General features: G+C 69.5%; 25 protein-coding genes and 2 pseudogenes. 13 read left to right on the forward strand and 14 right to left on the reverse strand.

Features of this window, described 5'->3' with window-relative positions; translation table 11 throughout:
* Positions 1-214 precede the first annotated feature (214 nt).
* Positions 215-3,166: a LuxR C-terminal-related transcriptional regulator gene (locus ACIPSA_RS19135; protein ID WP_402636069.1), complete on the reverse strand. Its 2,952-nt coding sequence runs from the start codon at positions 3,164-3,166 to the stop codon at positions 215-217.
* A 236-nt stretch (positions 3,167-3,402) separates the two neighbouring features.
* Between ACIPSA_RS19135 and ACIPSA_RS19140 the strand changes: the two genes are divergently transcribed.
* Complete coding sequence (locus tag ACIPSA_RS19140) at positions 3,403-4,260, forward strand: alpha/beta fold hydrolase (RefSeq protein ID WP_402636072.1); 858 nt, start codon at positions 3,403-3,405, stop codon at positions 4,258-4,260.
* A gap of 138 nt (positions 4,261-4,398) precedes the next feature.
* Here the strand turns inward: ACIPSA_RS19140 and ACIPSA_RS19145 are convergent, their stop codons facing one another.
* Both ACIPSA_RS19145 and ACIPSA_RS19150 read right to left on the reverse strand, forming a co-directional pair.
* Entirely contained in the window at positions 4,399-5,373 is a 975-nt protein-coding gene (locus tag ACIPSA_RS19145; RefSeq protein WP_402636075.1) for an NADP-dependent oxidoreductase, read from the reverse strand.
* A gap of 504 nt (positions 5,374-5,877) precedes the next feature.
* Complete coding sequence (locus ACIPSA_RS19150) at positions 5,878-6,324, reverse strand: cupin domain-containing protein (RefSeq protein ID WP_402636078.1); 447 nt, start codon at positions 6,322-6,324, stop codon at positions 5,878-5,880.
* 685 nt (positions 6,325-7,009) lie between these two features.
* Between ACIPSA_RS19150 and ACIPSA_RS19155 the strand changes: the two genes are divergently transcribed.
* Positions 7,010-7,393, forward strand: coding sequence for a nuclear transport factor 2 family protein (locus ACIPSA_RS19155; protein ID WP_402636081.1), 384 nt, complete (start codon positions 7,010-7,012; stop codon positions 7,391-7,393).
* Here ACIPSA_RS19155 and ACIPSA_RS19160 read toward each other — a convergent pair.
* The gene (locus tag ACIPSA_RS19160; RefSeq protein WP_402636084.1) at positions 7,342-7,740 is read right to left on the reverse strand and encodes an alpha/beta fold hydrolase; all 399 of its coding nucleotides are present in this window, start codon (positions 7,738-7,740) and stop codon (positions 7,342-7,344) included. The two genes, ACIPSA_RS19155 and ACIPSA_RS19160, sit on opposite strands and share 52 nt — an antisense overlap.
* A 635-nt stretch (positions 7,741-8,375) precedes the next feature.
* Positions 8,376-8,987, reverse strand: coding sequence for an FMN-dependent NADH-azoreductase (locus ACIPSA_RS19165; RefSeq protein WP_402636087.1), 612 nt, complete (start codon positions 8,985-8,987; stop codon positions 8,376-8,378).
* A 545-nt stretch (positions 8,988-9,532) separates the two neighbouring features.
* Between ACIPSA_RS19165 and ACIPSA_RS19170 the strand changes: the two are divergent.
* A pseudogene (locus ACIPSA_RS19170) lies at positions 9,533-9,757 on the forward strand (hypothetical protein); the annotation flags it as partial.
* A 109-nt stretch (positions 9,758-9,866) separates the two neighbouring features.
* Here ACIPSA_RS19170 and ACIPSA_RS19175 read toward each other — a convergent pair.
* Genes ACIPSA_RS19175 through ACIPSA_RS19185 form a run of 3 tightly spaced genes read right to left on the reverse strand, consistent with a single transcriptional unit; the run spans position 9,867 to position 11,580 of the window.
* Positions 9,867-10,475 (reverse strand): flavin reductase family protein, encoded by a 609-nt coding sequence (locus ACIPSA_RS19175; RefSeq protein WP_402636090.1) that lies wholly within the window; start codon positions 10,473-10,475, stop codon positions 9,867-9,869.
* A gap of 9 nt (positions 10,476-10,484) precedes the next feature.
* Positions 10,485-10,916 (reverse strand): SDR family oxidoreductase, encoded by a 432-nt coding sequence (locus ACIPSA_RS19180; RefSeq protein WP_402636690.1) that lies wholly within the window; start codon positions 10,914-10,916, stop codon positions 10,485-10,487.
* 55 nt (positions 10,917-10,971) lie between these two features.
* On the reverse strand, positions 10,972-11,580 hold the full coding sequence (locus ACIPSA_RS19185; RefSeq protein ID WP_402636093.1) for a TetR family transcriptional regulator: 609 nt from the start codon (positions 11,578-11,580) through the stop codon (positions 10,972-10,974).
* A gap of 99 nt (positions 11,581-11,679) precedes the next feature.
* Between ACIPSA_RS19185 and ACIPSA_RS19190 the strand changes: the two genes are divergently transcribed.
* Positions 11,680-11,883, forward strand: a complete 204-nt coding sequence (locus tag ACIPSA_RS19190) for a carboxypeptidase-like regulatory domain-containing protein (protein ID WP_402636095.1) — start codon at positions 11,680-11,682, stop codon at positions 11,881-11,883.
* A gap of 299 nt (positions 11,884-12,182) precedes the next feature.
* Positions 12,183-12,413, forward strand: a complete 231-nt coding sequence (locus tag ACIPSA_RS19195) for a hypothetical protein (RefSeq protein WP_402636098.1) — start codon at positions 12,183-12,185, stop codon at positions 12,411-12,413.
* A gap of 36 nt (positions 12,414-12,449) precedes the next feature.
* On the opposite strand, the gene ACIPSA_RS19200 is transcribed toward ACIPSA_RS19195, so the two are convergent.
* Positions 12,450-13,025, reverse strand: a complete 576-nt coding sequence (locus ACIPSA_RS19200; protein ID WP_402636101.1) for a TetR/AcrR family transcriptional regulator — start codon at positions 13,023-13,025, stop codon at positions 12,450-12,452.
* 233 nt (positions 13,026-13,258) lie between these two features.
* Between ACIPSA_RS19200 and ACIPSA_RS19205 the strand changes: the two genes are divergently transcribed.
* Both ACIPSA_RS19205 and ACIPSA_RS19210 read left to right on the forward strand, forming a co-directional pair.
* Entirely contained in the window at positions 13,259-14,236 is a 978-nt protein-coding gene (locus ACIPSA_RS19205; RefSeq protein ID WP_402636104.1) for a hypothetical protein, read from the forward strand.
* Between the two features lie 131 nt (positions 14,237-14,367).
* Positions 14,368-14,490 (forward strand): annotated as a pseudogene (locus ACIPSA_RS19210) (TetR/AcrR family transcriptional regulator); the annotation flags it as partial.
* Between the two features lie 296 nt (positions 14,491-14,786).
* Here ACIPSA_RS19210 and ACIPSA_RS19215 read toward each other — a convergent pair.
* Complete coding sequence (locus ACIPSA_RS19215) at positions 14,787-15,635, reverse strand: helix-turn-helix transcriptional regulator (RefSeq protein ID WP_402636107.1); 849 nt, start codon at positions 15,633-15,635, stop codon at positions 14,787-14,789.
* Between the two features lie 71 nt (positions 15,636-15,706).
* Here ACIPSA_RS19215 and ACIPSA_RS19220 point away from each other — a divergent pair, with 71 nt between their 5' ends.
* Positions 15,707-16,522 carry a phytanoyl-CoA dioxygenase family protein gene (locus tag ACIPSA_RS19220; RefSeq protein ID WP_402636109.1) on the forward strand — a complete coding sequence of 272 codons (816 nt, stop codon included), beginning with the start codon at positions 15,707-15,709 and terminating at the stop codon, positions 16,520-16,522.
* The gene (locus tag ACIPSA_RS19225; protein ID WP_402636111.1) at positions 16,519-16,866 is read left to right on the forward strand and encodes a hypothetical protein; all 348 of its coding nucleotides are present in this window, start codon (positions 16,519-16,521) and stop codon (positions 16,864-16,866) included. The genes ACIPSA_RS19220 and ACIPSA_RS19225 overlap by 4 nt, the downstream gene beginning before the upstream one ends.
* Before the next feature lie 327 nt (positions 16,867-17,193).
* Here ACIPSA_RS19225 and ACIPSA_RS19230 read toward each other — a convergent pair whose 3' ends face one another.
* Together ACIPSA_RS19230 and ACIPSA_RS19235 are read right to left on the reverse strand one after the other, a co-directional pair.
* Positions 17,194-17,421: a hypothetical protein gene (locus ACIPSA_RS19230; protein WP_402636693.1), complete on the reverse strand. Its 228-nt coding sequence runs from the start codon at positions 17,419-17,421 to the stop codon at positions 17,194-17,196.
* A gap of 520 nt (positions 17,422-17,941) precedes the next feature.
* Entirely contained in the window at positions 17,942-18,571 is a 630-nt protein-coding gene (locus ACIPSA_RS19235; RefSeq protein ID WP_402636114.1) for a DUF1707 domain-containing protein, read from the reverse strand.
* Positions 18,572-18,687: 116 nt separating this feature from the next.
* Between ACIPSA_RS19235 and ACIPSA_RS19240 the strand changes: the two genes are divergently transcribed.
* The 4 genes from ACIPSA_RS19240 to ACIPSA_RS19255 all read left to right on the forward strand — a co-directional run bounded on the left by ACIPSA_RS19240 (position 18,688) and on the right by ACIPSA_RS19255 (position 22,139).
* Complete coding sequence (locus tag ACIPSA_RS19240; protein WP_402636117.1) at positions 18,688-18,957, forward strand: hypothetical protein; 270 nt, start codon at positions 18,688-18,690, stop codon at positions 18,955-18,957.
* 54 nt (positions 18,958-19,011) lie between these two features.
* Entirely contained in the window at positions 19,012-19,359 is a 348-nt protein-coding gene (locus ACIPSA_RS19245; protein WP_402636119.1) for a GntR family transcriptional regulator, read from the forward strand.
* Positions 19,356-20,339 (forward strand): DUF1648 domain-containing protein, encoded by a 984-nt coding sequence (locus tag ACIPSA_RS19250; protein ID WP_402636122.1) that lies wholly within the window; start codon positions 19,356-19,358, stop codon positions 20,337-20,339. The genes ACIPSA_RS19245 and ACIPSA_RS19250 overlap by 4 nt, the downstream gene beginning before the upstream one ends.
* 711 nt (positions 20,340-21,050) lie before the next feature.
* Positions 21,051-22,139: a PP2C family protein-serine/threonine phosphatase gene (locus ACIPSA_RS19255; RefSeq protein WP_402636125.1), complete on the forward strand. Its 1,089-nt coding sequence runs from the start codon at positions 21,051-21,053 to the stop codon at positions 22,137-22,139.
* A gap of 466 nt (positions 22,140-22,605) precedes the next feature.
* Here the strand turns inward: ACIPSA_RS19255 and ACIPSA_RS19260 are convergent, their stop codons facing one another.
* Together ACIPSA_RS19260 and ACIPSA_RS19265 are read right to left on the reverse strand one after the other, a co-directional pair.
* The gene (locus ACIPSA_RS19260) at positions 22,606-23,571 is read right to left on the reverse strand and encodes a pirin family protein (protein WP_402636127.1); all 966 of its coding nucleotides are present in this window, start codon (positions 23,569-23,571) and stop codon (positions 22,606-22,608) included.
* 98 nt (positions 23,572-23,669) lie between these two features.
* Entirely contained in the window at positions 23,670-25,424 is a 1,755-nt protein-coding gene (locus ACIPSA_RS19265) for an RICIN domain-containing protein (protein ID WP_402636129.1), read from the reverse strand.
* Positions 25,425-25,466: the final 42 nt, after the last annotated feature.

A 25,466-nucleotide genomic window follows, 5' to 3' on the forward strand; every position in this document is an offset into this window, starting at 1 on the left:
CTCCCTGTGACGGAGGACCGCCTGATGCGATCTCCTGTGGTGCTCTCCAAGGTGCCGTCAGCGTCATCCCGGTCGCCTCAGTCAGATGACGCAAACGGCGGGGTTGGGGCATGACCGAGGGGCAGGCATACCGCGCCGCCGTCGTTTCCAGGGACGGCACGCACCACCCGCAGTGCGCACAACACGTCGGGACGCACGGTGCCGGCGGACGAGGTCAGACCTCGTCGGGCGGAGCCGCGCCGGTGCCGGCGTCGAGGGCGTCGCGGAGCGCGGCGCGGCTGGTGATCCCCAATTTGGGGAAGATGCGGTACAGATGTGAGCTGACCGTGCGCGGGGACAGAAACAGCTTCGCCCCGATCTCCTTGTTCGTCAGTCCGGTCGCCGCGAGTTCGGCGATCTGCCGCTCCTGCACGGTCAGCGACTGCCATCCCTCGCCGCGCGCGCCGAACGAGGCTCCGGCGGCGGCGAGTTCGGAACGGGCCCGCTCGGCCCACGGCACGGCGCCGAGCTCGGTGAGGACCCGCAGGGCCTCCTCCAGCTGTTCGCGTGCCGCTCTTGTCTCATGGTCACGGCGCAATCGCTGACCGTAGGCCAGGCGGATGCGAGCGGTCTCGAAGGGGAACACGGCGGCACCCGGCAACGCGAGAGCCCGCTGGTACAGGCCGGATGCCTGATTCTCTGCGGTCATGGCCTGTGCCGCGGCGGTGACGAGCGCCAGGCGCGGGGAAATGGCGGGCAGCCCGTCCGCGACGGCCGCCCGCACATGACGGCGGGCCTCGTCGAGGTGTCCGCTGCGCACAGCCGCTTCGACGAAATCCAGCAGGGTCCGCGGCGCCTGCTGGTTGTACGGCGTGAACTCCCCGGGCGCCGTGATGCCGGTCGCGAAACGGTAGGCGGCCGCATCGTCGGAGCGCGCCAGTGCGCTCAGCGCGCTGACGGCGTCGGCGTACTGGGTCAGGTAGCCGATCCCTCGGGGCCGGGCCCAGTCCTCCACCGCCCTGCGATGACCGTCGGCCGTATCGGTGTCACCACGGCAGACGGCGACCATGGCGAGAAACGCGCGGTACTGATGGGCGAAGAGCGCGTAGCCGTGCCGTGCGGTCAGCTCCAGGCCGCGGTGGCCCGTCTGTTCGGCGTCGGCCCAGCGGCCTGCCCCCATATGGTCCAGCATCACGAGTTGGAGCAGCGTCATGGCGTTTCCGGCGGCGCCTGCCTCTCCTTCACGGGCCACCAGACGGGTCAGCAGGGTGCGGAACTCGTCGAGCGCGTCGAGATAGTAGGCGCTGACCAGCAGCCGCATGACCTCCCACGGTCGGTCGGACGTGGCGCGGACGAACTCCTGACGCAGGCGCTCGACGCCCCCCGCGCCCCGGCGGACCACGTCGCCCCACACGTCGCGGTAGAGGCGGCCGGCCGACCCCGCGGGACCGGCGGGATCGCAGAAACGGTCCACACAGGACTCGGTGATGCTCCAGGTGGTGGTGTCGGCCGCGAAAAGGGAGATCACCAGCAGGAGGTTGATCAGTCGCTCCACCGTCGGCCCGGCCCGGACAGGGTCCAGCCCTTCCAGGGCGGCGACGACTCTACGATGCGTGGTGCGCACCTCACCGTCCCGGTACAGGGCGGCGTAGCACTCGGCGATGACCACGTCGGCAGGGGCCGTGCCCGCGCTCTCCGACAGCTGTTGCGCCCGTTCGAGCTGGGCCGACTGTCCGGCGACGAAGGCCGCCTCAGCCAGCCGCCGGGCGCGCTGATCCGGTCTCTCGCTGAGCTGCGCGGCCCGCTCCAGCCAGCCGACCGCGACGGAAGAGGCTCCGCGCCTGGTCGCCGTCTCGGCAGCGTGCTCCAGCAGCGCGGCGACCTTCTCGTCCGGATCCACCGTCGCCTCGGCAAGATGGTGCGCCCGCCGCTCCTGGTCGTCCGGATACAGCGCGGCGAGTTCGGCGTGGGCCGCCCGGCGGAGGTTGGGCGAGGAGAGCTGGACGACCGCGGAACGTACGAGTGGATGCCGGAAGCCGAGCTGGCCGGTCGCCGGGTCGACCACCAGCAGCCCGCGGCCGATCGCCTCGTCCACATCGCCCAACCGCCGTTCCAGCGCGGGACGGCGGGGCCCGGCCACGGAGGCCAGACCGTCCAGGGCGGCCAGCAGCAGAGCCTCCTGGGTGGCGGGCGTCAGCTCGGAGATCCGGTGTGCGTACAGACTCTCCAGGCGGCGCGTGAGGGGCAATGGAGAGGCCTGTCCGGCCGGGTCCGCGGGCACGCGCCCGGCCGTCTTGGGCAGCTCGATCAGCGCGAGTGGATTGCCCTCGGCCCAGCGCAGCACGCGCTCACGGGCGGCCGGATCGAGGTAGCCACCGGTGCGCTCCAGCAGCGCTGCCGCCTCCTGCCGGCGCAGCGGCCCGACCTCGATCTCGTCGAGCCCGGCGTCGTCGAAGGCGGACGGCACGTCCGCCCGTACGGTGATGACGCCGCGGCCGCCGACCGCACCGGCCCGGCGCATCACGAACGTGCAGACCCTGGCGCTTTCGCCGTCGAACCAGTGCGCATCGTCGACGGCGAAGAACAAGGGCCGGTCCTCCGCCGCGGCGGCGATGAGCGAGAGCATCACGCCGGCGACCTCCGCCATACGCGGTGCCGCCCCCGCGCGCATGCCCGTGACCTGCTCCAGGATCGTTCGCGACGCAGCGGGCACGTGGGCGCTGTACGGCAGAAGCGGCAGAAGGAGCTGGTGCAGACCGGCGAACGGCAATTCGGACTCCGCTTCCACGCCGGACGAACCGATGACCCACAGTCCCGCCTCGGCGGCCAGCGACACGGCTGCCTGAAGCAGCGCGCTCTTGCCCGTACCCGCTTCGCCGCGCAGTACGGCGAAGGCCTGGTGTGGGGGAGCCGTCAGCATCTGCTCCAACCGCGCGAGCTCCTTCTGTCGCCCGATGAGCCGATGCTCGTGCTGCGCCACCTGCCACCGTCCCGTCCGTGCCGACGCCCGGCCACCTGCGGACTCTCGGCCGTCGCCGGTGGTCAGGACACGGTAGCGCGGGACGGGGTGTGGGGCGGCCTGACGGAGAGAGCGTGAGGACGTCCGGCTCCGTAGGCAGAATCCACCGACACGCGCTGCGCTGCCTGAGGCCGGGCCACGACGGCCGTCCCCGGTCGCCGGCCACATTCCACAAGCCCCGGCGCCGTACCAGGGCGAGGCTCGACGGGCCCGACTGCGCGACAGACGCGCCGTCGGCGAGTTCGAGGGTCGAATCACCAGTCGCTGTCGAAGTTGAGACAGTCAAATGACCGAAGTCTCTGACGGACCTTGCTCTTTATCGTCGTCGTAGCGGCGTCGGATGAAACCGGCATTGCTCCAACCCTGTTTTGAAAGGGCACCTCAACTCCCGGAAGGGGAAAGACATGTCCGTCGGCCTTCGCTCGCTCAGGCGACGCTGGATGTACCCGGTTCTGACCTTCAGCGTGGCTCTCACGGCATTTCTGCCGAGCGCGGTCGGCTCGGTTGCCGCCGCAGACGACAGCCCTGGCAACACCACCAAACCCACCATCGTCCTCGTTCACGGAGCTTTCGCCGATTCGAGCGGATGGAGCACGGAAATCGCGGATCTCCAGCGTCTCGGCTATCCGGTCGTCGCTGCGGCGAATCCGCTGCGCGGTGTCACCGGCGACGCCGACTACATTCGCTCGGTCCTGCAGTCGATCAAGGGACCGGTCGTGCTGGTCGGACACTCCTACGGTGGCGCGGTCATCACCAACGCGGCCCGCGGAGCCGGCAATGTCAAGGCGTTGGTGTACGTGGGGGCGTTCGTCCCGGACAAGGGAGAGAGCATCGAGACCGTGCTCGATCCGCAGAAGTACCCCGGATCGCTGCTCGGCCCCGACACGACCCTCGTCCGCCCGGCCCCGAACCCGTCCGCGCAGGGCGGCCAGGATGCGGACATATACATCAAACCCCATGACTTCCGAGGGGTGTTCGCCGCCGACGTATCCGCCACCGACGCGTCGGTGATGGCCGCGACGCAGAGGCCCCTGTCCTACACCGCCGAGACCGAGCCGTCCGGTGAGCCGGCGTGGAAGACCATCCCGTCCTGGGACCTCGTCACGCTGAACGACAAGGCCATTCCACCGGCAGGCCAGCGGTTCATGGCCAAGCGTGCGCACGCCCACGTCGAGTACGTGAAGTCCTCGCATGCCGTCATGGTGTCCCACCCGCGGGCGGTGCTGCGTATCGTTCTCGACGCCGTGCGCCAGACCGGATAACCCCCTTCTGGGGGCGTGTGGCCGCCGGCTGACCGGAGGCCGCACGCCCTTCACCCGCTTCCCGGCATCATGACGGTTGTGCCAGGCATACGTCATGGGTCACCGGGCGGTCGACCCGGTGACCCATGAGGTCCCGATTCAGGCGGCGCCATCGTCTCCGTCGTTCTCGTTCACCTGGATCACGATCTTCCCGCGGGGATGCTCCGACTCCAGGGCCTCGTAGGCGGCACGGGTCTCGGGCAGGGTGACGACACGGTCCACGACCGGCGTGAGACGGCCGTCGTCGATCAGCGCGGTGACGGCCTCCAGACCGGTACGGTCCGGCTCCACGACGAAGAACACCCCCCGTGCTCCGCGCGAGGCGGCGTCATCGGGATTCGGCGGCTGCACGATGCTGACCAGGGTGCCGCCCGGGCGCAGCGCCGACCACGAGCGGTTCAGCGTTTCGCCGCCCACGGTGTCCAGCACGACGTCGGCGCCGTCCACATGGTCCTCGAAGCGCTCGTCGGCGTAGTCGATGACCTGGTCCGCACCGAGCCCCGATACGAATTCCCGGTCGCGTGCGGACGCCGTTGCCGTCACTCTCGCGCCGAGCGCCGCGGCGATCTGCACGGCGAAGGAGCCGACGCCTCCGGCCCCGCCGTGGACGAGGACGTGCTGCCCGGACGCCAGTGAAGCCTTGCCGACCAGCGCCTGCCAGGCCGTGAGGGCGGCCAGCGGGACGGCGGCCGCACCGGCATGGTCCAGCCGGGACGGCTTCACTGCCAGCGCGTCCGCGGGAACGGTGACGTACTCGGCGGTGGCTCCGTCGCGCGTGAACGGGATCAGTCCGTACACCTCGTCTCCCACGGAGAGGCCGCCGACCCCTGGGCCGAGTGCGGCCACGACTCCGCTGACCTCGTGGGAAGGAACGATCGGCGTCCGGTCGCCGCCGCTCCCGTCGAAGCTGTCGGTCCAGGTGGCATCCCAGGCGAGCTCGCCGCTCGTGATGGAGGCCGCGTGCACGGCCACAAGTACCTCGCCCGCGGCCGGCTCGGGACGTGGCGCGCTCTCATACACCAGCTGCTCCGGACCGCCCCGCTTGTGGGCTCGTACAGCGCGCATGGTGGTCATCAGTGCGTCACTCCTTGCGATGCGGGCAGTGTTCCGGTCGGCCCTGTTGTCGTGCACTTCTGGACTCACCGCGGGTGTGTCGTTTGTATTCAGGATGTGAGCGGACGGACCAAACGGCTTCCGTCATATGACTGAAGCCGTCGGGAAATTCCGGCCTGGCGGACGTTCTCGTGGGGCGTGGTCCCGTGTCAGGCACCAGGGGCCCCGTGTACGCGGTTCACATATCAGTCTGTGACTGAATCCATACGGTGGGTGGTGCGATCCTCGGGTTGTGGATTTTCCCTCCCTCCAATTCCCGACGGCGAGGCTGGTTTCGGCTGCGCGTGGCGCAGTGAATCTGACTGTCAGGGGTGAGAACGTTCAGCGTGTCCTCGGCGTGGCGGTGTGGCGCGAGTTCAGGCGCTGTTGACCGCTCCGATCGGTCCTCGCACGTCCAGAGCAGACGGCCCCGGCAGCCACGGGGATGTGGGCGTTCGACATCCAGGATCCGATATCAGCGGCAGATCACGTGCCCGGACGGGGAGCTCGCAGGTGTTGGCGCTGGGCCAGCTCTTTGTCGTCGACCAGAGTGAGCATGGGCTGCCCCGGCGTACACATCATGGTGATGAGGAAACGGCTCCAGGAGTCCGTCCGGTTGTTCGCGTCCTGATAGTGGATGACATCGCCGCCCGGCTCCCAGAATGTCTCCCCGGCCTTGATCACCCGCTCCGGCTCACCTTCCAGCTCGAAGAGCATCTCGCCCTCCAGCATGTAGCCGAAAGCAGGTCCCGAGTGCCGGTGCGGAGGAGTGCCAGGATCGCCAGGAGGGAACTCGACGAGAGCCGTCGTCGCCTCTGCTCCCTCGGGAATGGACGGCGGTTTCGCCGACTGCAGCACAGTGAGCGCCGTCTTCCATGCCTCTGACCGCGGTTGGCTGTCAGCGCTGCCTGCTGCTGGCTCGTTGTTCGACATCGTGAGTTCTCCAGTGGTGGACTGGGCGGCTCAGGAAAGCCGGTCTCTGCAGTGGACGGGGCGATGCGGGCGTTGCCCTGGGCAGTGAGGACATCGCCGTGGACGGCGATGATGCCGGCCATGCCGGCAGCAACTTCGGCGACGATGTCGCCCTCGATGGTCCCGGACAGGACAGCCTTCATGAACTCCGTGAATGGGAGTGCGGTACGGGCGGCCTCACGTCCGGCCGCATCCGGCTTCGTCACGACCTGCGACCCCGAAAGCTCGCGGTGATCGGCGGTGCACATCGCACGCCGCTGAGTGACGCGGTCATGGGACCATGTTGCAACGGCGCAGTGCGCGGCGCACACGAGCGTGCTCTCCGGGGGATCCCGGTGACGCTGTGTGCTGACAGCGGCGGAAGGGTACATGCGCGGATCTGGCCACCAATAGTCCTGGCCCAGTGCGTTCCTCCGGCCATCACAGCCCACCTGTGCCTCGGGCACCATGAAGTTCCCCTGCAGTTTGCCGGGACAACGACCGGTGCGATCGGTCCGCGGACCTGACCGCGACGTACCAGGACCCACAGTCGAATGACCGAAGCGATGCAGGGTCGGCTCCATCACTCTGGACAGCGGTCGGACGTGCGACCGGCGCGTTCGGCCCTGGACAGAGTGGGAGACGGGCACTGATGAAGCGGGATGACATGGAAGTTGTCTATGCGGCATATGAGGCGATCAGGAACGGAGACGCGGCGGCAGCTGCTGCGCTCGTCCACCCGGAGATCACCATCCGGCAGTCCGACCGGCTGCCCTGGGGCGGCTTCCACCAGGGGCTTGCCGGTTTCCGGGAGTTCTTCGCCACCGTCAGCTCACACATCAGCAGCACCGTCGAGCCCGAGGCCGTTTACCAGGCCGGGGACCGCGTGGTCCAGGTGGGACGCACCCGGGGCATCGTCCGCGCCAACGGCCGTCCCTTTGACTCCCACGAAGTTCACATCTGGCGGATCACCGACGGCCTGATCACCGCACTCGAGATCTACGTGGAGGACGAGATGTTCCTCGCCGTGCTCGGCGAGGGCTCCGCGTGACATCCGGGGCCCCTGCGCACCGCAGGGGCCCCGGAACCGTTGACCGGCGCCTGGCTGAGCACCAGTCGCCGTACCATGCTGGGGAATTGCGCGGCGTAGGCGTACGCGACCATGCTGCCGATGTCGTGGCCGACCAGGCGCACGTCGTCGGCCAGGTTGAGGTGCCGCAGCAGAGCGCGAACATCCGCGGCCGAGGACTTCTTGCCGTAGCCGTCCAGAGGTGCGCTGGACCGGTCGGCGCCGCGCAGGCCGGGCACGATGACGGTGTGGTGCTCGGCGAGGGCGAGCATGACGTCCCGCCACTCGTACTGAGGCCCGTCCCCAAGCCGAACAGCGCCCCAGGTCACCGGCGTTGACCGCACTCCCGAGGACGGCCCGCTCGTTTCTTTGCGCCCGAGTCACCTGAAGCTCATGGTGGCAGTCAGGTGACTCAAGCCACGGTGCCGTCCACCGGACAAGTACGCGTGGGACGCGGGCATCCCCTGTGGCCCTGCTTTCACCGGCGGAAGGAAGGCCGGCTCCGATCATGACTTCGCGGCACCGCGTGCTGCCGGGTGCCAGGAACCGGTACGGCCATGCTCTTGGGTGCGCCGGCGAGTGGCGGCGGGGGCGGCGGCCTCCGAACCTTCCTCCCGGCACGCGAAGGCGGAGCGTCTGGTCAGCAGCGGTGACGACACTCGCCGGCCCCGACCGATCTCAGCGCGATCCCCGAGCGCTCCCTGACGAACCGACTTTCGTACCTCCGCGGCGGCGAAGGCTCAAGTACGACGTTATGCGGTCCTCGGCTGGAGGCCCGCGTATGGGCCCTTGGCTGTTCTGCGGATCCGCGGTTCCAGAACAGGCCCCTCGCGCGGTCCATCGCCTGGTCAGTCGATGGAAAAGCCGGACGGCACGGCGGCCGAGGGGAGCGCGCCGCAGATGGCAACGCGTTCTCGGCCGCCGCGCCGGATGAATCCGTATTCCTCATTCCTCGCCGGCGTCGTCAGAGAGCCTTGAGGGACGCGGCGATGGCCTGGTCGGCCTCGGTCAGTCCGGCCTCGATCTGCTCGGGGGTCTGGCCGTTGACGGCGATGAACTCGACGTCGGTGATGCCGATGAAGCCGAGGACGCCACGCAGGTAGGGGGCGTGGAAGTCCATGGGGGCGAACGCGGGGTTGCTGAAGTCGCTGCCGGAGGCGCGTGCGATGACGGCCTTCTTGCCGGCGAGCAGACCACGGGGGCCGTCCGCGTCGTACGCGAAGGTGCGGCCTGCCATGCAGATCTGGTCGATCCAGGCCTTGAAGGTCGCGGGAACATTGAAGTTGTACATCGGTACACCGAGCACCAGTACGTCGGCGGCCTCGACCTCGCTGATGAGCGTGGAGGACGCGTCGACGGCGGCCTTGCTCTGCGGCGTGTGGTACTCGGCCGGAGCGAAGACGCCGGTGACCCAGTCCGCCGAGACGAAGTTCGGCACGTGCACGGTCACGTCCCGGTAGGTCACGATGCCCTCGGGGTTCTGCTGGCGCCAGGCGGCGACGTATCGGGCGCTGATCTGCCGGGTGACGGAGTCGGCGCTGCGGGAGCTGGAGTCGATGTGGAGCAGGTGCGGCATGAGTCTCTTCCCAGAAGTTCAGGATTGACCGTTCCATAATCAGCTTGTGGACGTGGAGCGGTCGCAAGGGATGCAGGTGTGGTGAGTTGCCCGGGGCGGGCTTCGCGTGCCGTGACATGGTCGACGGCAATAGCCGGGCGGCCGGGGAATGGAGCGGTTTGCTCTCCCTCGACCCCTTCACTGTACTCGATAAAGTTTAACGGTCAACCATTGGTCTTCGGTCGGCGTGCAACGGGGGCGGGCCGGAGCCCGCGAGGGCCCCGGGGCGTCATACTTCCGCCGACGGCAGGACCCGGGACGCGTTGGCTGTCCTCTCTGTCTCGCTTGACCGCATGCACCCGGCTTGCCGCCCGGGTGACGGGGTGGGCATCGCATGAATGGGCGATTTCGAGGCCGGCGCCGAACGTCGATGGTCAGACGGATCGCGGGTGGTGAAGAGCACCGGCGAAACCGGAACCTGAACCGGAACCGAAGTCGCAGACGGGCATCGGCGTAGGCCCGGCGACGGCTCCCGGGCCGCGCAGGGCGGGCGGTGCGAGGCATGCGGACGCATCGACGAGGTGGAGGTTCACCACGTCGCCAAGCTCACCGACCTCGGACGATCCGGGAACCGGCCGCCGTGGGCAGCTCTCATGGCCGCGCGACACCGCAAAACCCTCATGGACTGCGGAAGTTGGCACGCGGACATCCGCGGCACAAGACCTGTGCCAGTACTCCGCGGTCGTGGCATTCGGCTGGCCTGGCAGAAGGCAAACGACTTCCGGATGTGAGCCTGATGGAGGCCGTCTTCGCTCATCGCCCCGCTGCTGGGACAAACTCCCCGAAGGCATCTTCGGCCTCGACCTGATTGCCGCTTCAACGGCCGTCATGCGGCCTCGGTCATTGGGCGCTGGGTTCCTCGTAGGGGACGCGGTTCAAGTGCAGGACCTCGCCCAGAGTGCCCCATTCGTCGCCGCCGAGTTTGGTGAGCGGACGCAGCAGTTCACTGCTGGGCCGGCCGTCGACGAGGTAGTCCTCGTCAACTGCGGCATGGAGCACGCGTCCGAAGACCAGGGTGGAGTTGCCCATGCGCAGGGTGGTGTGCGAACGGCACTCCAATGCCACATAGGCGGCGGCGACTCTGGACGGGCGTACGCACCTGCTGGCTTCGCGCTCGATGCCCGCAGTGTCGAATTCGCTGACCGAGCGCGGGAAGTCGATGGCAGTGGCGTTGATCTGCTGCAGGAGTGGTTCGGACGAGAAGTTCACGACGAACTCCCCGGTGTCCTCGACGTTCCGCAGGGAGTCCTTTCGGCCGATCGAGGTGAACTGGACGATCGGGGGATCGGTGCTGGCGATGCTGAAGAAGGAGTGCGGGGCCAGGTTCTCGGTAGTTCCGTCCGGTGTGATCGTGGATACCCAGGCGATCGGCCTCGGAATGACGACCGATGTCAGGAACCTGTAGAAGTCCGCGCTGCTCATTGCCTCGGGAGCGTATTCCACACGCATGATGACCTCTCAGGAGCTGTTGCGGCCGATGCTCGCACCGCCGCCGACGCGGAGGATCTGGCCGGTGATGAGCTCGTCCGGGCGCCCGAACCTGCCCATGGGAACGGTCGCCAGGTAGCGCGCGGCTCCGGCCGACCCGGGCGGGTTGTTCCGCCGGAACAGCTCGGTCTCGTGGGGCCCCGGGGCTACGGCGTTGACCGTGATCCCCTGTGCGGCGAGTTCCCCGGCCCAGCCGCGCGTCAAGAACTCCATGGCGCCCTTGGCCGCACCGTAGGACGTCCGTTCGGCCAGGCCCAGGGTGACCAGACTGGTCACGTTCACCACGCGGCCCCAGGACCCGCGTCGAGGTCTGCGTGGATGGCACCCTCGGCGATGCTGTCCGGGCCGTGCGAAAGCCCTACCGCCTCGGCGGCGCCACAGCGATGCGCGGCGCCCTGAAATGGGCGGGGCGGGGCAGTGGACCTGTGCGGCGTCGCCCGTCCGGGTCCTGAGCTGTTCAGCCGGTCCCGGGGGGTGCGGGTAGCCCCCGGCTTACTAGGTCCACGGCCTCGGTCACCAGGGTGACCACGTCCGGTCCGGAATCCGGTTCCCAGCAGCTGATGGCTGCCTGCTGGGCCGCGAAGACCGCAGCGGCGGTCGTCCGTACATAGAGGTGGCACTCCGGCAGGCCGGTGCGTGCCGCCACCGCCCTGGTCACCGCGTCCTCTACAGCGCGGTTGGTCAGGGTGATCCGGGGCAGGAGCTCCGGACGTTCGCGCAGCAGGAGCACGCGTTCCAACCAGATCTTGCCGGTGGCGAGCTCGCTCAGCCGCCCGACGAAGACGGCCCGGATGGCCTCCAGCGGGGTTTCCTCCGGGGGACGGGCGGTGATCCGCTCCTCGATCAACGCGGGTGTCCCCTCCTCCAGCATGAAGGCTGCCTCGTCCTTGCTGGAGAAGTAGTTGAAGAAGGTGCGCGGGGAGACCCCGGCGTCGGCGCAGATGCTCTCCACCGTGACGGCTTCCGGGCCGTGACGACGGAAGAGGGCTACTGCGGAACTCTGCAGCGCTCGGTGCATCGCTCGCTTCTTGCGCTCGCGCAGCCCGTCGGGGCGGTTGCTCTCCATGTGTTCGTCGCACCCCCTGTGAGCTGATGGCCAGGTGATTGCTACAGTACTGCAAAAATGCAGTCCTGCAAAAAACTAGGGCGCCAACTGGTGCGCAGCGTGACCGACGGGACCGGTGAGTACGCCGCGACCGGTCTCCCCGAGGGACGCCTCAGCATCGTGGTCTCGGCGCCCGGCCTGCATCCGATGGTGCACCAGACACTGCTGCAGAACGGAATGACGGCCAGGGCGGACTTCGCTCTGCACGGCAGGCCGCAAGGGCGCCACGCCAAGCCGGCGCAGGTGATCAACGCGCAGTCGTAACCGGACAGTCGCAGGATCGGCGCCGGTCCTGGATGCAACGCCGACCTGGAACGGTCGCGGCCGTCTGCGGGACCGACACTCCGGCTCGGCACCGCGCACGCTGGGCGTCGGAACCGTGGCGCGCGCCCGAGGGGTGGAAGTACCTCGTGAAGTGGACCGTCGTAGTTGATCGTGGACGGGGGCGCCATACAGGTGCGGAGGGGCCACGGTGGAGCAGGACGACCAGCGGCGCTGCGGGGTCGGTGAGGCGGTGTTTGTCGTGGTGCCGGCGGGAGCGGGCTTGGTGGCGTCGTCGCCAGGTGGACCACTGCAGGTGGAAGGTCGACGGCACCGACCTGTCCAGCCCCTCACGCCGCACCGGCACCTGCGCCATCGCCTTCGCCGCATCCGGCACCTACGCGGTCTTTCCGGTCCGCTCCTTGGCGGCCTGCGCGGCCCGGTCGGCCCGGACGTGGTCCTGTATGGGTTCGTCCGCCGGGGTCAGCACCTCGCCGACCCGCGAGCGGGTGATGGTCCACTCCTTCCATTGAGGCGCCCGGTCGGTGAACGGAGTGTGGCCGCGCCGCTCAGTCCAGCACAGTCAAGGCGCTGGACAGGGCACTCTCCAGGAAGGCCCGGCCGACACGAGCCTTGCCCATGACACGCATCCCCTGGATGAAGGTGGTGAGAAACCGGGCCAGCGCTGCGGGGTCCTTGTCGGCGGACAGGTCCCCCCGCGCCTGCGCCCTCTCCAACGCGCCGGCGATGGTGCCCTCCACCAGCTGTAGCGTCCCACTGACCCGGTCCGCGGTCGCCGAATCAGCGGAGCGCTCGGTGGCGGCATTGACCAGGAAGCAACCGCGTTCTGGCTCGCACAGGTCCGCCTCCGCCATGGTGCGGAGCGTGGTGCGCAGTGCGGATCGCACGTCGACAGCCGACTCCAGCGCGGCGATCAGCTCTCCGGCGTTGCGGGAGCAGTATCTCTCCAACGCCTGGGCGTACAGCTTCTCCTTCGAGCCGAAGGCGGCGTACAGGCTGCCGCTGCCGATGCCGAGTTCGGCGGTGAGATCCTGCAGGGAGGTCGCGGCGTATCCGCGGCGCCAGAACAGGTTCATCGCGCGGTCGATCGCCTGCTCTGTGTCGAACTCCCGGGGGCGTGCCATGGACGCCAAAGTAATAGTTATGGACTGAAGCATCAAGAATGATGCTGACTCGCCGCTCGGCGGATGATGTGTGGGCCGAAGCGGGCGAGTACCTCACCGAGAAGGAACTCACCGACCTGATCCTGGCGATCGGCAGGATTCGGTCGGTGCCTCGGCTTCGGCCGTCACGGGGATGCTCGTCGGCCGGGAAGCGGAGCTGCGAGGCATCAGCAGGCTCCTTTCGTCCGAGGGCGGTGGCGCCCTGGTCCTCGACGGAGAACCAGGCATCGGCAAGACCAGTCTCCTGGCAGCCGCGCAGCCGCGCAGCCGCGCAGCCGCAGGCCGAGGACGTCGGCTTCACCGTTCTGCACCTGGCCGGATCCGAGTCGGCCGCGGAGGTGCCGTTCCAGGGACTGCACCGGCTGCTCACCCGTCTGCTCGATCGGGCCGCCCGCCTTCCCGCAGCGCAGCACCTGGCGCTCATGACCGCCCTCGGACTGCGACAGGAACCCGCGCCTGAGTCCTTTCTCGTCGCTCTGGCCGAGGCCGCTGCCCAGGGTCCGGTGCTGGTGTGCGTGGACGATCTGCAGTGGCTTGACCAGTCGGGTGCCGGCGCCCTGGCCGTCGTGGCCCGGCGCCTCGGCTACGACCCGATCGTGCTGCCGGCCACCTCGCGCACGCTCGCGGAGGAGCGGCCCGCCCCGGCCGACCTGACCCGCGTCGACCCGGGCCCGCTTTCCGAAGCCGACGCCCGCGGGCTCGTGCGACGGGCCCGCGCGGATCTCGATCCGACCGCCTGCGGCCACATCCTCACCCGGGCCGAAGGCAACCCGCTCGCCCTCGTGGAACTGTCGAAGGGTTGGTCGCCCGACCCGGTGGCCTACCTTTCGGAGCCGGGAGAGCGCGGCGACGTGCTCACGGTCACCGCGCGGCTGGAGCGGGCCTTCGTCGGGCGGCTGGAACTCGCGTACGGCGGCTGGCCGCGGCGCAGGCGGCAGGGGACCGACTCGCACGGCCCACTGCGCGAGGCGCTGGCCGTCTTCGAGGCGATCGGAGCACGGCCCTGGGCCGATCTGGCCGGGGAGCGGCTGCGGGCGGCAGGACATCGCGCGCCCACCCGGCAAGGGAATGTCCTGGCGCAGTTGTCGCCGCAGGAGCTGCGTCCGCGCCGGCAACGACCAGACCCTGCCCATCGATCCGTGCCGACTGCAGTACGTCTACCAGGGCGTTGACCCCAACGCCGACAGCTCCGACTACAACGCACTGCCGTGGCGGATGGGCCTGCTCACCCAGACCAACTCCACCTGCTGACCGCCTGAACCATCACCGCGCATCCACGCACCCCGCCGGGGCTCACCCAGTGACGGCAGAGCTGATCAGCGAGGCCGCCGAACGCACCGGGCACCAGTTGGCCCAGCCCGCCGAGACGATCGCGAGGTTCTTCCTCACAGGCTTCGACGGGCTGACGATGCAGCACCTCTCCGTCGCTCCCTGATCAAGGCCGCCGCCCTCGCCGGAGGAGCCATGGTCTGATCGGAAAGCCGCGTGGGCAGTTCGCCGTCGGGGAACGGCTTGGCGACGCCCGCCTCACCTGCGGGCCCAAGAGCCAGCCCCGCCTGCCGATCGCCTCGCCTCCCGACACACCCGAGCCGCGTGACCGCGGCGCCGGTCGGCAGGGCGGGACATCGCCGGACGCTACGACGAGGTGCTTCCGTTCTTCCGCGCGTTCGCCCACCGTTCAGCCGGTGACGTACCGCATCCTCGCCACCGGCCGGACGTCCCTCAGAATGACGCCCCATCCGGGACCTGGGCGCTCTGGACGACGGTTTGAGCGGCGCGGATGCTGCGCGGGGCGGCACCGAGTTCGCGGCGACAGGCCTTGTTGAACGCCTGCAGGTCGGGAATGCCGACGGAGGAGGCGACGGCGGGGATGGACAGCGTGGTGGCCCGCAGGAAGTGACGCGCCCGCTCCATCCGCCGGGCGCGGATGTAGCCGACCACGGTCTCCCCGGTCGCGGCGCGGAACAGCCGGGTCAAGTGGTTGTGCGAGACGCCCGCTGCCTTCGCGATCTCGGGTACCGACAGCGGCTCCGCCAGCCGGGCCTCGATCAGCGCGGCCGCGGCCGCGACCGCGGGATGGGCGGCCTGCGGGCTCGCCGCCCTCGGCGGGGCGAGCTGGGCGACCCGCCACAGAGCGGCCCACACCTCGGCCGCCGACCGCGCCGGAGTGTGTGGCCAGGCGGCCAGCGCCTGTCGCAACTGCCGGGACAAAAGGCCGACTTCGGGCCCAGCATCCTGGATCATCGGGATGCTCCAGGGCCTGCCCGCCGAACCCAGACGCAGATGTACGTAGAGGTGCTCGGAGCGCCCCCGGTAGCGATAACGGACCTCGGTGCCGGGCGGAATGAGGCTGACCCTGCCGGCGCGGATGGTGTGCGGGACACCGTCCACCGTGAGGTCGGCCTCGTAGCCGTAGAGGTGGAACTGCCACAGGTCCGGCAGGAGGAACTCGTCCACCTGGCCTGCGGGCCCGTGCACACCGATACCGACGGCAGCGAGCACGGGAGGCTCGTCGAGAGGGGCGAGGACCTTGTGCGTGGACACCTGCACTCCTTCGGCGCCGGGGCTCATGGTGATATTCGACCACTGAAGAGTGAACCCGGCCCACCCGGTGAACGATTGCCGCCCCTAGCGTGACGGTCATGGAGAACAGGCAAGAGCTGCTCAGCTCGGTCCAGATGGCGCGCTTCGTGGCGCGTGGATCGCTGCGCCTGGACGCGGTGGTCCCGGCGGAGATGAACGCCGAGGGCCTGGCGGCGTTGGCGGACGGGGTGCCGCCGGTGCCGTACGGGACGCCGGCGTGCAAGGCGTACGGGGAGGGTTCTTTCGTCCGCAGACTGCTGGAACTTCCGCAGGTGTCAGGGGCCCTGCACAGTCTGGTGGGTCCGCAGCCGACGGTGGACCACCACGCCGTGCACGTCCGCGAGCCCGAGGGCGGCGAGGCACAGCCGTTGCACGGGGACGCCATCATCGACGTCCGGCCGGACGCCTTCGACGTGCAATTGATGTACTACCCGCAGGCTGTGACTCTGGAGATGGGCGGCACCCTGAGCGTGCCCGGAAGCCACCTGCGCCGCATCAACGAGTCCGACACCGGCCGCTACCAGAACCTGCGCGGCCAGGATCGACTGGTCTGTCCGGCCGGAACGGTAGTGTTTTTGCACCACGGGCTCTGGCACGGCGGCAGGCGCAACGACAGCGACACGGTCCGCTACATGTTCAAGATCCGCTTCAACCCGACGGTCCGCCAACGGCTCCTGTGGGACACGTCGGATCTGGACGACCCGCAGGTGGTCCGGGAACTGGACGTGACGTTCCCCTGGTACGAGTGGGCGACGGGTCGCCTGGAGCGCTACAACAGGATCCTGCTGTGGCGGGAACTGACTGGCGACGACGCCTTCGACATCGACTACTGGGTGACCAGGGTCTCCAATCGCCCGCAGGGGGCGGCGATATGACGACTGAATCGACCCACCTCACCCCGGCGCCGGGCACGGCCCCCGCCGGGATGCGACGGCAGCAGGTGCTGGTCCTGTACCTGGCGACCTCCGCCCTCGACTCCTACGTCGTCGGCTGGTCACTGTACGACGGCACCGGCCTCACCTCACCGACCACGGGCGACAGCGACGAACCGCCGTACGAGTCCGGACTGGCGGCGCTGCGGGACGGCTGGCGACTCATCCAGGCTGCCCAGTTGATCCCGCCCCATCCGGGCCACGAGTACGACGTCTCCTTCCTCAAGCACGAGTTCTTCTTCGAACGCATCTGTGATGTGCCCGGTCATCGGACGGAGTGCCCGTAGGCCCCACGGACGACGCCGGGCACGCGCCGACGCCGAACGGGCCGCGGTGATCGCCTTCGCTGTGGCCCGCGGTCGGCGCAGTCGTCGTGTCGCCGGCTGCGGAGGGACCGGAGACGAGGGCCAGTGGCCGGCGCGGTCGAGCAGGCTCAGCGCGTCGGGCACGTCGGGTGGGGCGGGAACCCGGCGAGCGCGTCGTGGTCCGACACGGCCGGTTTCCCGTTCGGCGACACCCGTACGGGCTGTCGACGGCGTCCCGCACAGCGAGACGACCGTGTCGATCGTCGCCAACACCGGCCGGCGATCACCGTCGTGACCGCCGGCCTCAGGTCAGGACGTCGTGCCGGTCACTGTGCTCCCCGACTTGGTCACGTAGTACGTCGCGGTGGCGCCGCTCCAGAAGTGGAAGGTGAGCTTCACGCGCGCGTTGTCCTTGACCGCGTCGAGGAAGGCGGCCGTGAGGCGGATGGCCTTCTTGGCGTAGTCCGGCGCGAAGGCGGTGTTGAACTGCTGGTCCGCTCCGGGCGGTGGCAGCGCGCTCCTGCTGCCCGTGATCAGTCAGGACACGGTGTGGGAACTGGCTGGTGCCGGAGTGCTGTTGCCCCGGAAATCCACCTCGTTCGGTCCCAAGCCGACGGCCGGTCTGGCGATGCGCGTGCTTGGCCTGTCGTAGCTCCGCTCCGGTGCCATCGACGCGGTCCTGAACTGCAGTTCGGCGCTACGGCCAATTCCCGAACTTGTAGGGGATGAGCCCGAGTTCCGGTGCATCTCGGTACACCCACGTGATCGACATGTTCAGGTACTCGGCGGTCTGCTTGGCGTTCATGAACTGCGTGGGCCTGCACGGTCCTCAAGGTCACATGGGTCGAGAAGCCCCGAGCCTTCGGTGCAGACCACGCTTTGTCGAGGCGGCGGATCGAGTGGTAGGGGAACGCTCCCTCGGGCCCTTCAAGCCTTCCGCTCCACGAGGCGGTGGCCCGGCTCGCTCAAGCACGGCCCACAGCAGCGCAACCGTGCCGGCATCCGCGTTGGGCCGCCGCTGGGGGTCGGCGGACGCGCACGGCAACGGATTCGCCCGCTATTTCGCGTCCGACGCCTCGACCCGCACGCTCCCGCCATGCGTCGATCCCGTCACCGTGATCACATGCGTCACCGCAGCCCCCGGCACCGCGTGCCGCGAGGCATTGTCGCGGACCCGTCCGCCATGCGTCGAGATACCGCTCAGGTCGACCGCGACTCCCGGCGGCACCGTCAGCCGCACGCTTCCGCCGTGCGTCGAGATTCGGAGCGTGCTCTGCCCGCCCTCGGGCAGCCGCGCCAGGGTGTAGTCCAGCCGCGCCGAGCCGCCGTGCACATCGAGCTCGATGATGCGCGGCACCACCCATGCGCCCTCCCGGCGAAGCCGCTGGCCGTTCACGTGCCACCGCTCCACCTCCCCGTCCGCCGCAGCCGGGGCCGTCGACGCGGGCGCACGGACGGTCGGCGGAGCAGGCGCCGCGACCGGCAGGTCATCCGCGAGCGGCTCCAGATCTGCGAAGGTGCGCGCGGTGAGCGCACGCTCCACTCGCTCCTCAAGCTCATCGATGTCCAGCCGGCCGTCCGCCGCCGCATCCCGCAGGATCTCGACCATCCGGTCGCGGTCCGCATGCGAGACACGCAACAGACGTGGATCGCGCTCGGCTCGGCCGCTCGGCCCCTCGATGCTCATAGCCATGTACCTTACGACCCAGCCCGCACCCCGGGCGAGCACGAATGACCGGGCCCGGCCACTGCTCTGGCTGACCTCGCCGGGTCGGCTCGTCGTGGCGCCGATGTTCCAACCCGTTGATCCGCGCGCTGCCGGCAGCCGGCAAGGAGCGCGAGGCGGTGGAGTTCTGCATGGGCTGGGAGCCGGGCACCTCCAACGCGCACTTCGGAGAGTGGATGGACGCCCTGGACAAGGTGGCGGGCATCAACGGCGCCCACTTCGCATCCTCGGTGCGGGACGGCCGCTCGGCGGTGAACGGCTTGCTTCCTTGGGCGGGCGGACTGCTGTGCGCGGCGATGCTCCTCGTGGTGCTCGGGCTGCGGCCTCGGACGGCGGAGTTTCGCTGAGCCCGAGAGACCCCTACGACACATGAAGTGATTGGTGCTATCTTCATTAGCACCATGCTTCTGAGGTTGAACGCGAACGACAACCGCCCTCTGCACGAGCAGGCGGCCGGTGCGATCCGGCGGGCCATCGCTGAGGGCGAGTGCGGGCCGGGCGACCGGCTCCCCCCGGCGCGGGATCTGTCCCGGGCGCTCGGGGTGAACGTCAACACTGTTCTGAGGGGGCTTCGGACGCTGCGCGAGGAGGGCCTGCTGGAGTTCCGGCGGGGCCGGGGAGTGACGGTCGCCGACGGAGCGGACCAGCGCTCGGCACTGCTGGATCGCGTACGCGACCTGGTGGCCGATGCCGCGCACCTGGGCTACGGCAAGAGCGACCTCATCGAGATGATCAAGGGGGTTCCGTGACCGACCGTGCGGGACGCAAAAGCGGAGCGGTATGGGGCGTGGCCGGCGCGGGTGCCGGTGTCCTGGTGCTGCTGGTCGGACTGCCGTCGGCCGCGAGCGGCCGGCTGCCGGACCGGCTGGCGACTCACTGGAGCGCCGGTTCAGGCAGGCCCGACGGTTCCATGCCGTTGTGGGCTGCCGCGCTGTTTCCGGCGCTGATCTGGGCGGTGCTGACAGCCGTTGTGGCGCTGACCGTGTGGCGGGCAGGAGCCGGCGCGGTTCCGGGGTGGGCGGTTGCGACTCTCGGATTGGGTGGTGTGGCGCTGGTCGGCGGGCAGGTGTCCGTGGTGCGGGCGAATCTGGACCACACGGACTGGCACGAGGCGGGCTCGGTGACCGGTTGGGCCGTGGGCACGCTCGTCGTGGTGGCCGTGGGTGGTGGGGCCTTCTTGTTCGCCGTGTGCCGAAAACCGGCTGCTCCTCGGTCCGTCGAGGACGGTCCGACCATGGATGTTCCTGCCGGGGAACGGTTCGTGTGGCTCTCGTCCGCATCGAACCCGTGGCTCCAGGTGACATCCGCCGTGACGGGGCTGCTCGCGGTCGCCGCAGTGGTGGCGGTGTCGGCGGGGCTCACGGACCGGACCTCGGGGGTGGTGGTCGCCGCGGTGCTCGCTCTCCCCTGCGTTCTGGTCTTGTGCGGTTCCTCGGTGCAGGCGCGGGTCAGCGAGCGAGGGCTGGAAGTGGCCTTCGGACCCTTTGGCTGGCCGAGACGGCGTTGGGCCCCCGACGGCATCGAGTCCGCTCGTGCTGAGAACCGTACGCCCGCCCAGGTGGGTGGCTGGGGCTACCGGCTGAGCGGGCTGGGGACCACCGTGATGCTGCGTGGTGGCGAGTGTCTGGTCGTCCGGTCCAGCAACGGAAGGGAATTCGCGGTGAGCGTGGATGACGCCGAGCGCGGAGCAGCCCTCTTGAACTCCACCTCAGTCCGACGGGCCGGGTGACGGGCCGAACGGCCGCCGCGGCCGGCGCCGTGCTCAAGCTCACGGCCAAGGCCTCGGAGGAAGGCGGCAGCACGCCGACCGCCTCGCCGACGAGCTCGGAGAGCTCCGAGAGCGCCAAGCTGACCGCGTCGAGCAGTGACTCGACCGCCCGTGGTCTCGGTATTGCCGGGCTGGTCGTGGGCGTCCTGGTCTGGCGGTGGCGTTCGCCGTCGTGCGCGGCCGTTCCACCGGATCCCGGGCCGAGTAGAGCGCCTGCCAGTGACCACACCGCCGGTCCGCCAGTGTGGACCACTCCTGTGAGTGAACACCTCTGTTGGGCTGGGGCGATATGGTCGTCCTGGAAAGTCTGGGCCAGTCTCGAGGGTCGGGATTGGTGCAGTTGTCCTTGTCGTCCAGGGGTGCGGCCGCTGCCGCGGCACACGTCAGGGGGCTTCTTTGCCGCCAGAGACACAAGCATGCGCTCTGACGTTCCCGGGCTCCGATCGCCGAGCGACACCTCGTGCGGGTTCCAGCACCGACACGGCCAGGCTGACTTTCCTGCGCGACGCCGTCCGGGGTATCGGCGCGACCCTGGATCTCGAGCGCCAGGCCGGCCAACTGGCCGGCCTGGCGGTACCGGGGTTCGCCGACTTCGCATCGGTCCATCTGTGCGATCAGGTGGTTGCCTCGGAAGATGACCTCGCACCTCAGAAGCTGGAGGGTGCGGTGGTGATGCACCGCGTTGCGGCAGTCCACCATGAGGACCCGGACTGCCAGGAGGAACTCCGCCCGGGGAAGACCTTCGTCTACCAGGCCGACACGGCCATGGCCCGATTCCTTGCGGCGGTCGAACCGGTCCTCATCCCGCAGGTCGGCGAGGACGTCCTTCAAAAGCTCCCGGCAGAGCTCGACGGCCCGGCGGCCCGATCGGTGCTGAAGGGCTCCTCCCTCCTGCTGGTGCCGCTGCTGGCGCACGGCGCGGCCCTCGGCTTCATGGCATTCGGCCGTAAACCCGACCGCCCCGCTTTCGTCGCCGCCGACCTGACAGCCTGTGAGGAGGTGGCCGGGCGGGCGGCCCAGGCCCTGCACAACGCCAGGATCCACAGCGACGAAGCGACAACATCCGCGGTGCTGCAGCGCAGCCTGCTTCCTACGCCGCCCCCTCGCCTGCCCGGAGTGGAGATCGCCTACCGGTATCACCCAGGAAGCCGCACCACGCAGGTCGGAGGGGACTGGCTGGACGTGATCCCCCTGCCGGGGCACCGAGTCGGACTCGTCATCGGTGACGTGGCGGGTCACGGCCTGCACGCGGCGGTCGTCATGGGGCAGCTACGCACGGCGGTCAGAACCCTCGCCACCTTGGACCTGCCCCCCGGACGGCTACTGGCCCAGCTCGACGCCTTCGCGCAGCGCCTGGGACACCCCCACCTGGCGACCTGCCTGTACTGCGTCTACGACCCGACGACCGGCCGCTCCGCCCTCGCCAGCGCCGGCCACCTGCCGCCGGTCCTTGTGGCGCCCGACGGCAGCAATGAACTGCTGACGGTCCCTGTCGGCGCTCCGATCGGAGTGGGCAGCACCACCTTCGACACGCTGGAACTGCTCACGGATCCCGGCAGCCTCCTGGTGCTGTGCACCGACGGCCTGGTGGAGACCCGCGGACAGGACATCGAGGAGGCACTCCGCGCGCTCGGCCGAAGACTCACCGCTCAGCGCACGCCGCTGGAGGACGCCTGTGAGGCACTGTTGCGGCTCCGGCATCCCGACGGCCACCACGACGACATCACCCTGCTCATGGCCCGCCTGGACGGCCTTCCATGAAACTCGCCGCGGACTTTGGTTGTCATCGCGTCCACTTGCCACCCTGATCCTGATCTCGAATGCACCCGGCTAGCGAGTCTGGGACCCGGCGGATGAAGGAACCCGGTGGATTGTGAAACGCCAACCCGTGTTGCGGTCAGCATGGTTCCGAAGAGGGTGGGCTTCCGCGCTCGCCGAGGAAAGAGCGATCCGCCGGCGACTCGCGGCGCGAGTTCGAGAACGCGGTGGTGAGAGGGAGACGGGAAGTGTGAGCGGAGTCGTCGCAGAGAACTGACTGTCTGTCAGTAAAGTCAGCATTGGGTCAGCATCAGTCCGGCCAAAGCTGGTTACGGCTGGCGAAACCTGCACTTCGAGGTGGAGTGGAACGGGTGGCGTGAAGGAGGTTTGCTCACGTGGTCTGAGCGAACCGGGCGGGGCGCGTTTCACCTCGCCCGGCTATGCGCGCGCCGGGCTGGAAAGTACCAGCTCAGCGGACCCGACCCCGCGGCTTCAGTGGCACCGGCGGCAGCTCCGGCGCAGGCAGTGGATCCCCGTCGTACCCCTTCACTTCCCCAAATCTCGCCCCGTTCATCCAGCCCTCACGAGCCCGTTCGATGTCGTCCTGCGTACGTCCGACAAAATTCCACCACATGATCAGCTCTTCCTCGAACGGCTCGCCTCCCAGCAGCATCAGCCCGGCGTCCGACTCGGCCCGCAGCGGCAGTTCGGTGCGCCCGCAGCCGAGGTAGAGCATCGAGCCCGGCAGTACGGGCACCCCGTCGACGTGCGCCTCTCCGGACATCGCCAGGACCCCGTACTCGAAGTCCGGTTCGAGGGGCAGCCGGACGTCGGCGCCACGGGTGAGCGCGAGGTCTGCGCCGACGATGGGCGAGTACGCCGTACCGGGCGAGGCCGAGCCGTCGAGCGCGCCCAGGATCACGGTCGCCGTGAGGCCGGGCCCCGTGACCGTGGGCAGCTCCGGGTGGTGCTCGAACGCGGGCTCGACGTTCCGGTGCACGTCCGGCAGCGCGACCCACAGTTGCGCGCCGTGCAGGAACCGGGCGTGCGGCCGCGGGCTCTCCTCGGAGTGGCTGATCGCCCGGCCGGACGTCATCAGCCCCAGTTCCCTCGGCCTGATGGTCTGCAGGCTGCCGGTCGAGTCGCGGTGCAGCACCTCGCCCTCGTGCAGCCAGCTCACCGTCTGCAGCCCCATGTGCGGATGCGGCGGGACCTGCATGCCGGGCTCGTCGGCGATGTCGTCCGGGCCGTAGTGGTCGACGAAGCACCAGGCGCCGATCATGCGGCGGCCCAGGTTGGGCAGCAGCCGCCGTACCTCGGTCGACTCGCCCAGCTGGACCTGGCGAGGACTCAGCAGCTCCCGGACGGGTTCGGCGACGACGAATCCCCGGCCGCCGCACACACTCGGCACCGCCTGACGGTCAAGATTGCTCATGCCGGACAACCTAGCCCCGGCGCGGCGCCACCGGCAGGCCAACGCCTCGGTACGGCCGACCGTTCAGCCCAGCGGCGAGCCGCGACCGGACGGCGACCTCAACGCGCCGTCAGTTTCCACAGATGGTCGGCGGTGCCGTTGTCGTCCCACTGGAGGACCTGGGCCCCGGACGAGGTGCTCATGCCGTTGACCCCGAGCAGCAGCCCGCTGTTGTAATTGGCGATCTTGTAGTAGCCGTCGCCGGACGGGATCATCTGCCAGAGGTGGTCGGCTGTGCCGTTGTCGCCCCAGATCAGGGCCGTGCCGCCGTCGGAGGTACTCATGTCCTTGATGCCGAGGAGCAGCCCGCTCGCCCTGTTGGTGATCTTGTAGAGGCCGGAGCCGGCGGAGGCCAGGGTCCAGGACTGGGTGCTGCTCGTGCCGGACGTGGCCTGCACGGCCGAGGTGCCCTGCGCCGTGCCCGCGCCCGCGGTGTCCAGGGCGAGCCCGCTGTTGCGGTTGGTGATCTGGTACGTCCCCGCGAGCGAGGCCGAGGTCCCGCTGGGCGTGATCACCAGGTGGTAGCCGTCGAACGCGTTCATCGCGACCGGCACGGTGATCGCGCCGCCGCTCACGGTGTAGTCGGTGTCGGAGACGGTCACCGGCCCGGACACCGCCGTCGTACGGCCCTTGGAGGGGGTGTACTCCAGCTTGACGTGCACCGTGCCGCCGAACGCCGACAGGGAGCCGAGCCCCTTGATCTGCACCGCGTTCGATCCGGCCCCGCCGCCGAAGACGACGCTGATCTGCCGTCCGTCACCCGTCAGGGAGGCCGCGCCGTCGATGCCGGTCTGTGCCGGGGGAGTGGTGACCAGCATGTTCCCGGACATGTCGCCGTACCACTTGTACAGCCAGTACGAGCCGTTCGGTGAGGCGCCGGTGTCGGTGAGCGTGTCGCCGAGGGTGCCGTAGTGGTTCCAGAAGGCCAGCTCGGCGTCGCGCACGCCCGCCCGCTCGAACTTGGCGACGTAGCCGATCAGCGAGCCCGGCACGCCGACCTCGCTCGGAGTGCCGTACTCCTCGATCGCGATCGGACGCGGGCTGAGGCCCAGGCTGCTCTCCAGCGCGCGGTACGCCGAGACGTGCGCGGCGATGTCCTTGCTGCCCTGCAGCTCGTGCCAGGCGATGACGTCGGGCACGGTGCCACTGGCCTTGGCGTCGGTGAGGAACGTGGTCATCCAGGACTGGTTCCACGCCGAGTGGCTCGGGCCCTGGATCGGGGTCGTGGTGTCCTTGGCGCGGACCTCCTGGTACGTGCGCGCCCAACCGGCGTCGAAGGCGCCCGCGTTGGCGGTGTCCCAGGTCCAGTCCGGCTCGTTCCACAGCTCGTAGGCGGCGATGTTGGTGGCGCCGGAGGACCGCACGGAGGCTACCTGCTGGTCGACGGCCGACAGCCAGTCGCTCCAGCTCACCCACTTGTACGGGAAGTCCGGGTACCAGTCCGGCATGCGGACGACCACCTTGGCGCCCGCGCGGGCCGCCTTGGCGGCCACCACGAGTGCGTCACCAGCGGGCTTGGGCTCGCCGTTGGGCAGCTGGGAGCCGCCCGGGGCCATCTGCACGAAGGTGTTCGGCTTGAGCGGGGTGACCAGGCTGTCGGCGGGGGTGCTCGCGTCGGCGAGGCCGTAGAGGCTGCCGGTCGCCACATGGGTGACGGGGCGCAGGGTCTGGTCGGCGTTCACGACCAGGGTGGTGGAGGCGGTGGGGGCCGCCTGGGCGGGGACGGCGGCGGTGACCAGCGCGGCCGCGGTGAGGGCGGCGGCGCCGAGGGCGGCCGTCAGGCGTACGGGGAGGGGTGGACTTGTGCGGCTCATGACAAATTTCTCCTCACTGGGGAACTGGGGGGAATCGGGGGA

This window comes from Streptomyces sp. NPDC086549, assembly GCF_044746205.1.
Lineage (GTDB): Bacteria > Actinomycetota > Actinomycetes > Streptomycetales > Streptomycetaceae > Streptomyces.

Coding starts and splice junctions, on each gene's coding strand:
- ACIPSA_RS19135 (WP_402636069.1), bottom strand. CDS start 3,166: ATGTGGCCGGCGACCGGGGACGGCCGTCGTGGCCCGGCCTCAGGCAGC.
- ACIPSA_RS19140 (WP_402636072.1), top strand. CDS start 3,403: ATGTCCGTCGGCCTTCGCTCGCTCAGGCGACGCTGGATGTACCCGGTT.
- ACIPSA_RS19145 (WP_402636075.1), bottom strand. CDS start 5,373: ATGACCACCATGCGCGCTGTACGAGCCCACAAGCGGGGCGGTCCGGAG.
- ACIPSA_RS19150 (WP_402636078.1), bottom strand. CDS start 6,324: ATGTCGAACAACGAGCCAGCAGCAGGCAGCGCTGACAGCCAACCGCGG.
- ACIPSA_RS19155 (WP_402636081.1), top strand. CDS start 7,010: ATGGAAGTTGTCTATGCGGCATATGAGGCGATCAGGAACGGAGACGCG.
- ACIPSA_RS19165 (WP_402636087.1), bottom strand. CDS start 8,987: ATGCCGCACCTGCTCCACATCGACTCCAGCTCCCGCAGCGCCGACTCC.
- ACIPSA_RS19175 (WP_402636090.1), bottom strand. CDS start 10,475: ATGCGTGTGGAATACGCTCCCGAGGCAATGAGCAGCGCGGACTTCTAC.
- ACIPSA_RS19185 (WP_402636093.1), bottom strand. CDS start 11,580: ATGGAGAGCAACCGCCCCGACGGGCTGCGCGAGCGCAAGAAGCGAGCG.
- ACIPSA_RS19200 (WP_402636101.1), bottom strand. CDS start 13,025: ATGGCACGCCCCCGGGAGTTCGACACAGAGCAGGCGATCGACCGCGCG.
- ACIPSA_RS19215 (WP_402636107.1), bottom strand. CDS start 15,635: ATGAGCCCCGGCGCCGAAGGAGTGCAGGTGTCCACGCACAAGGTCCTC.
- ACIPSA_RS19220 (WP_402636109.1), top strand. CDS start 15,707: ATGGAGAACAGGCAAGAGCTGCTCAGCTCGGTCCAGATGGCGCGCTTC.
- ACIPSA_RS19225 (WP_402636111.1), top strand. CDS start 16,519: ATGACGACTGAATCGACCCACCTCACCCCGGCGCCGGGCACGGCCCCC.
- ACIPSA_RS19235 (WP_402636114.1), bottom strand. CDS start 18,571: ATGAGCATCGAGGGGCCGAGCGGCCGAGCCGAGCGCGATCCACGTCTG.
- ACIPSA_RS19245 (WP_402636119.1), top strand. CDS start 19,012: ATGCTTCTGAGGTTGAACGCGAACGACAACCGCCCTCTGCACGAGCAG.
- ACIPSA_RS19255 (WP_402636125.1), top strand. CDS start 21,051: ATGCACCGCGTTGCGGCAGTCCACCATGAGGACCCGGACTGCCAGGAG.
- ACIPSA_RS19260 (WP_402636127.1), bottom strand. CDS start 23,571: ATGAGCAATCTTGACCGTCAGGCGGTGCCGAGTGTGTGCGGCGGCCGG.
- ACIPSA_RS19265 (WP_402636129.1), bottom strand. CDS start 25,424: ATGAGCCGCACAAGTCCACCCCTCCCCGTACGCCTGACGGCCGCCCTC.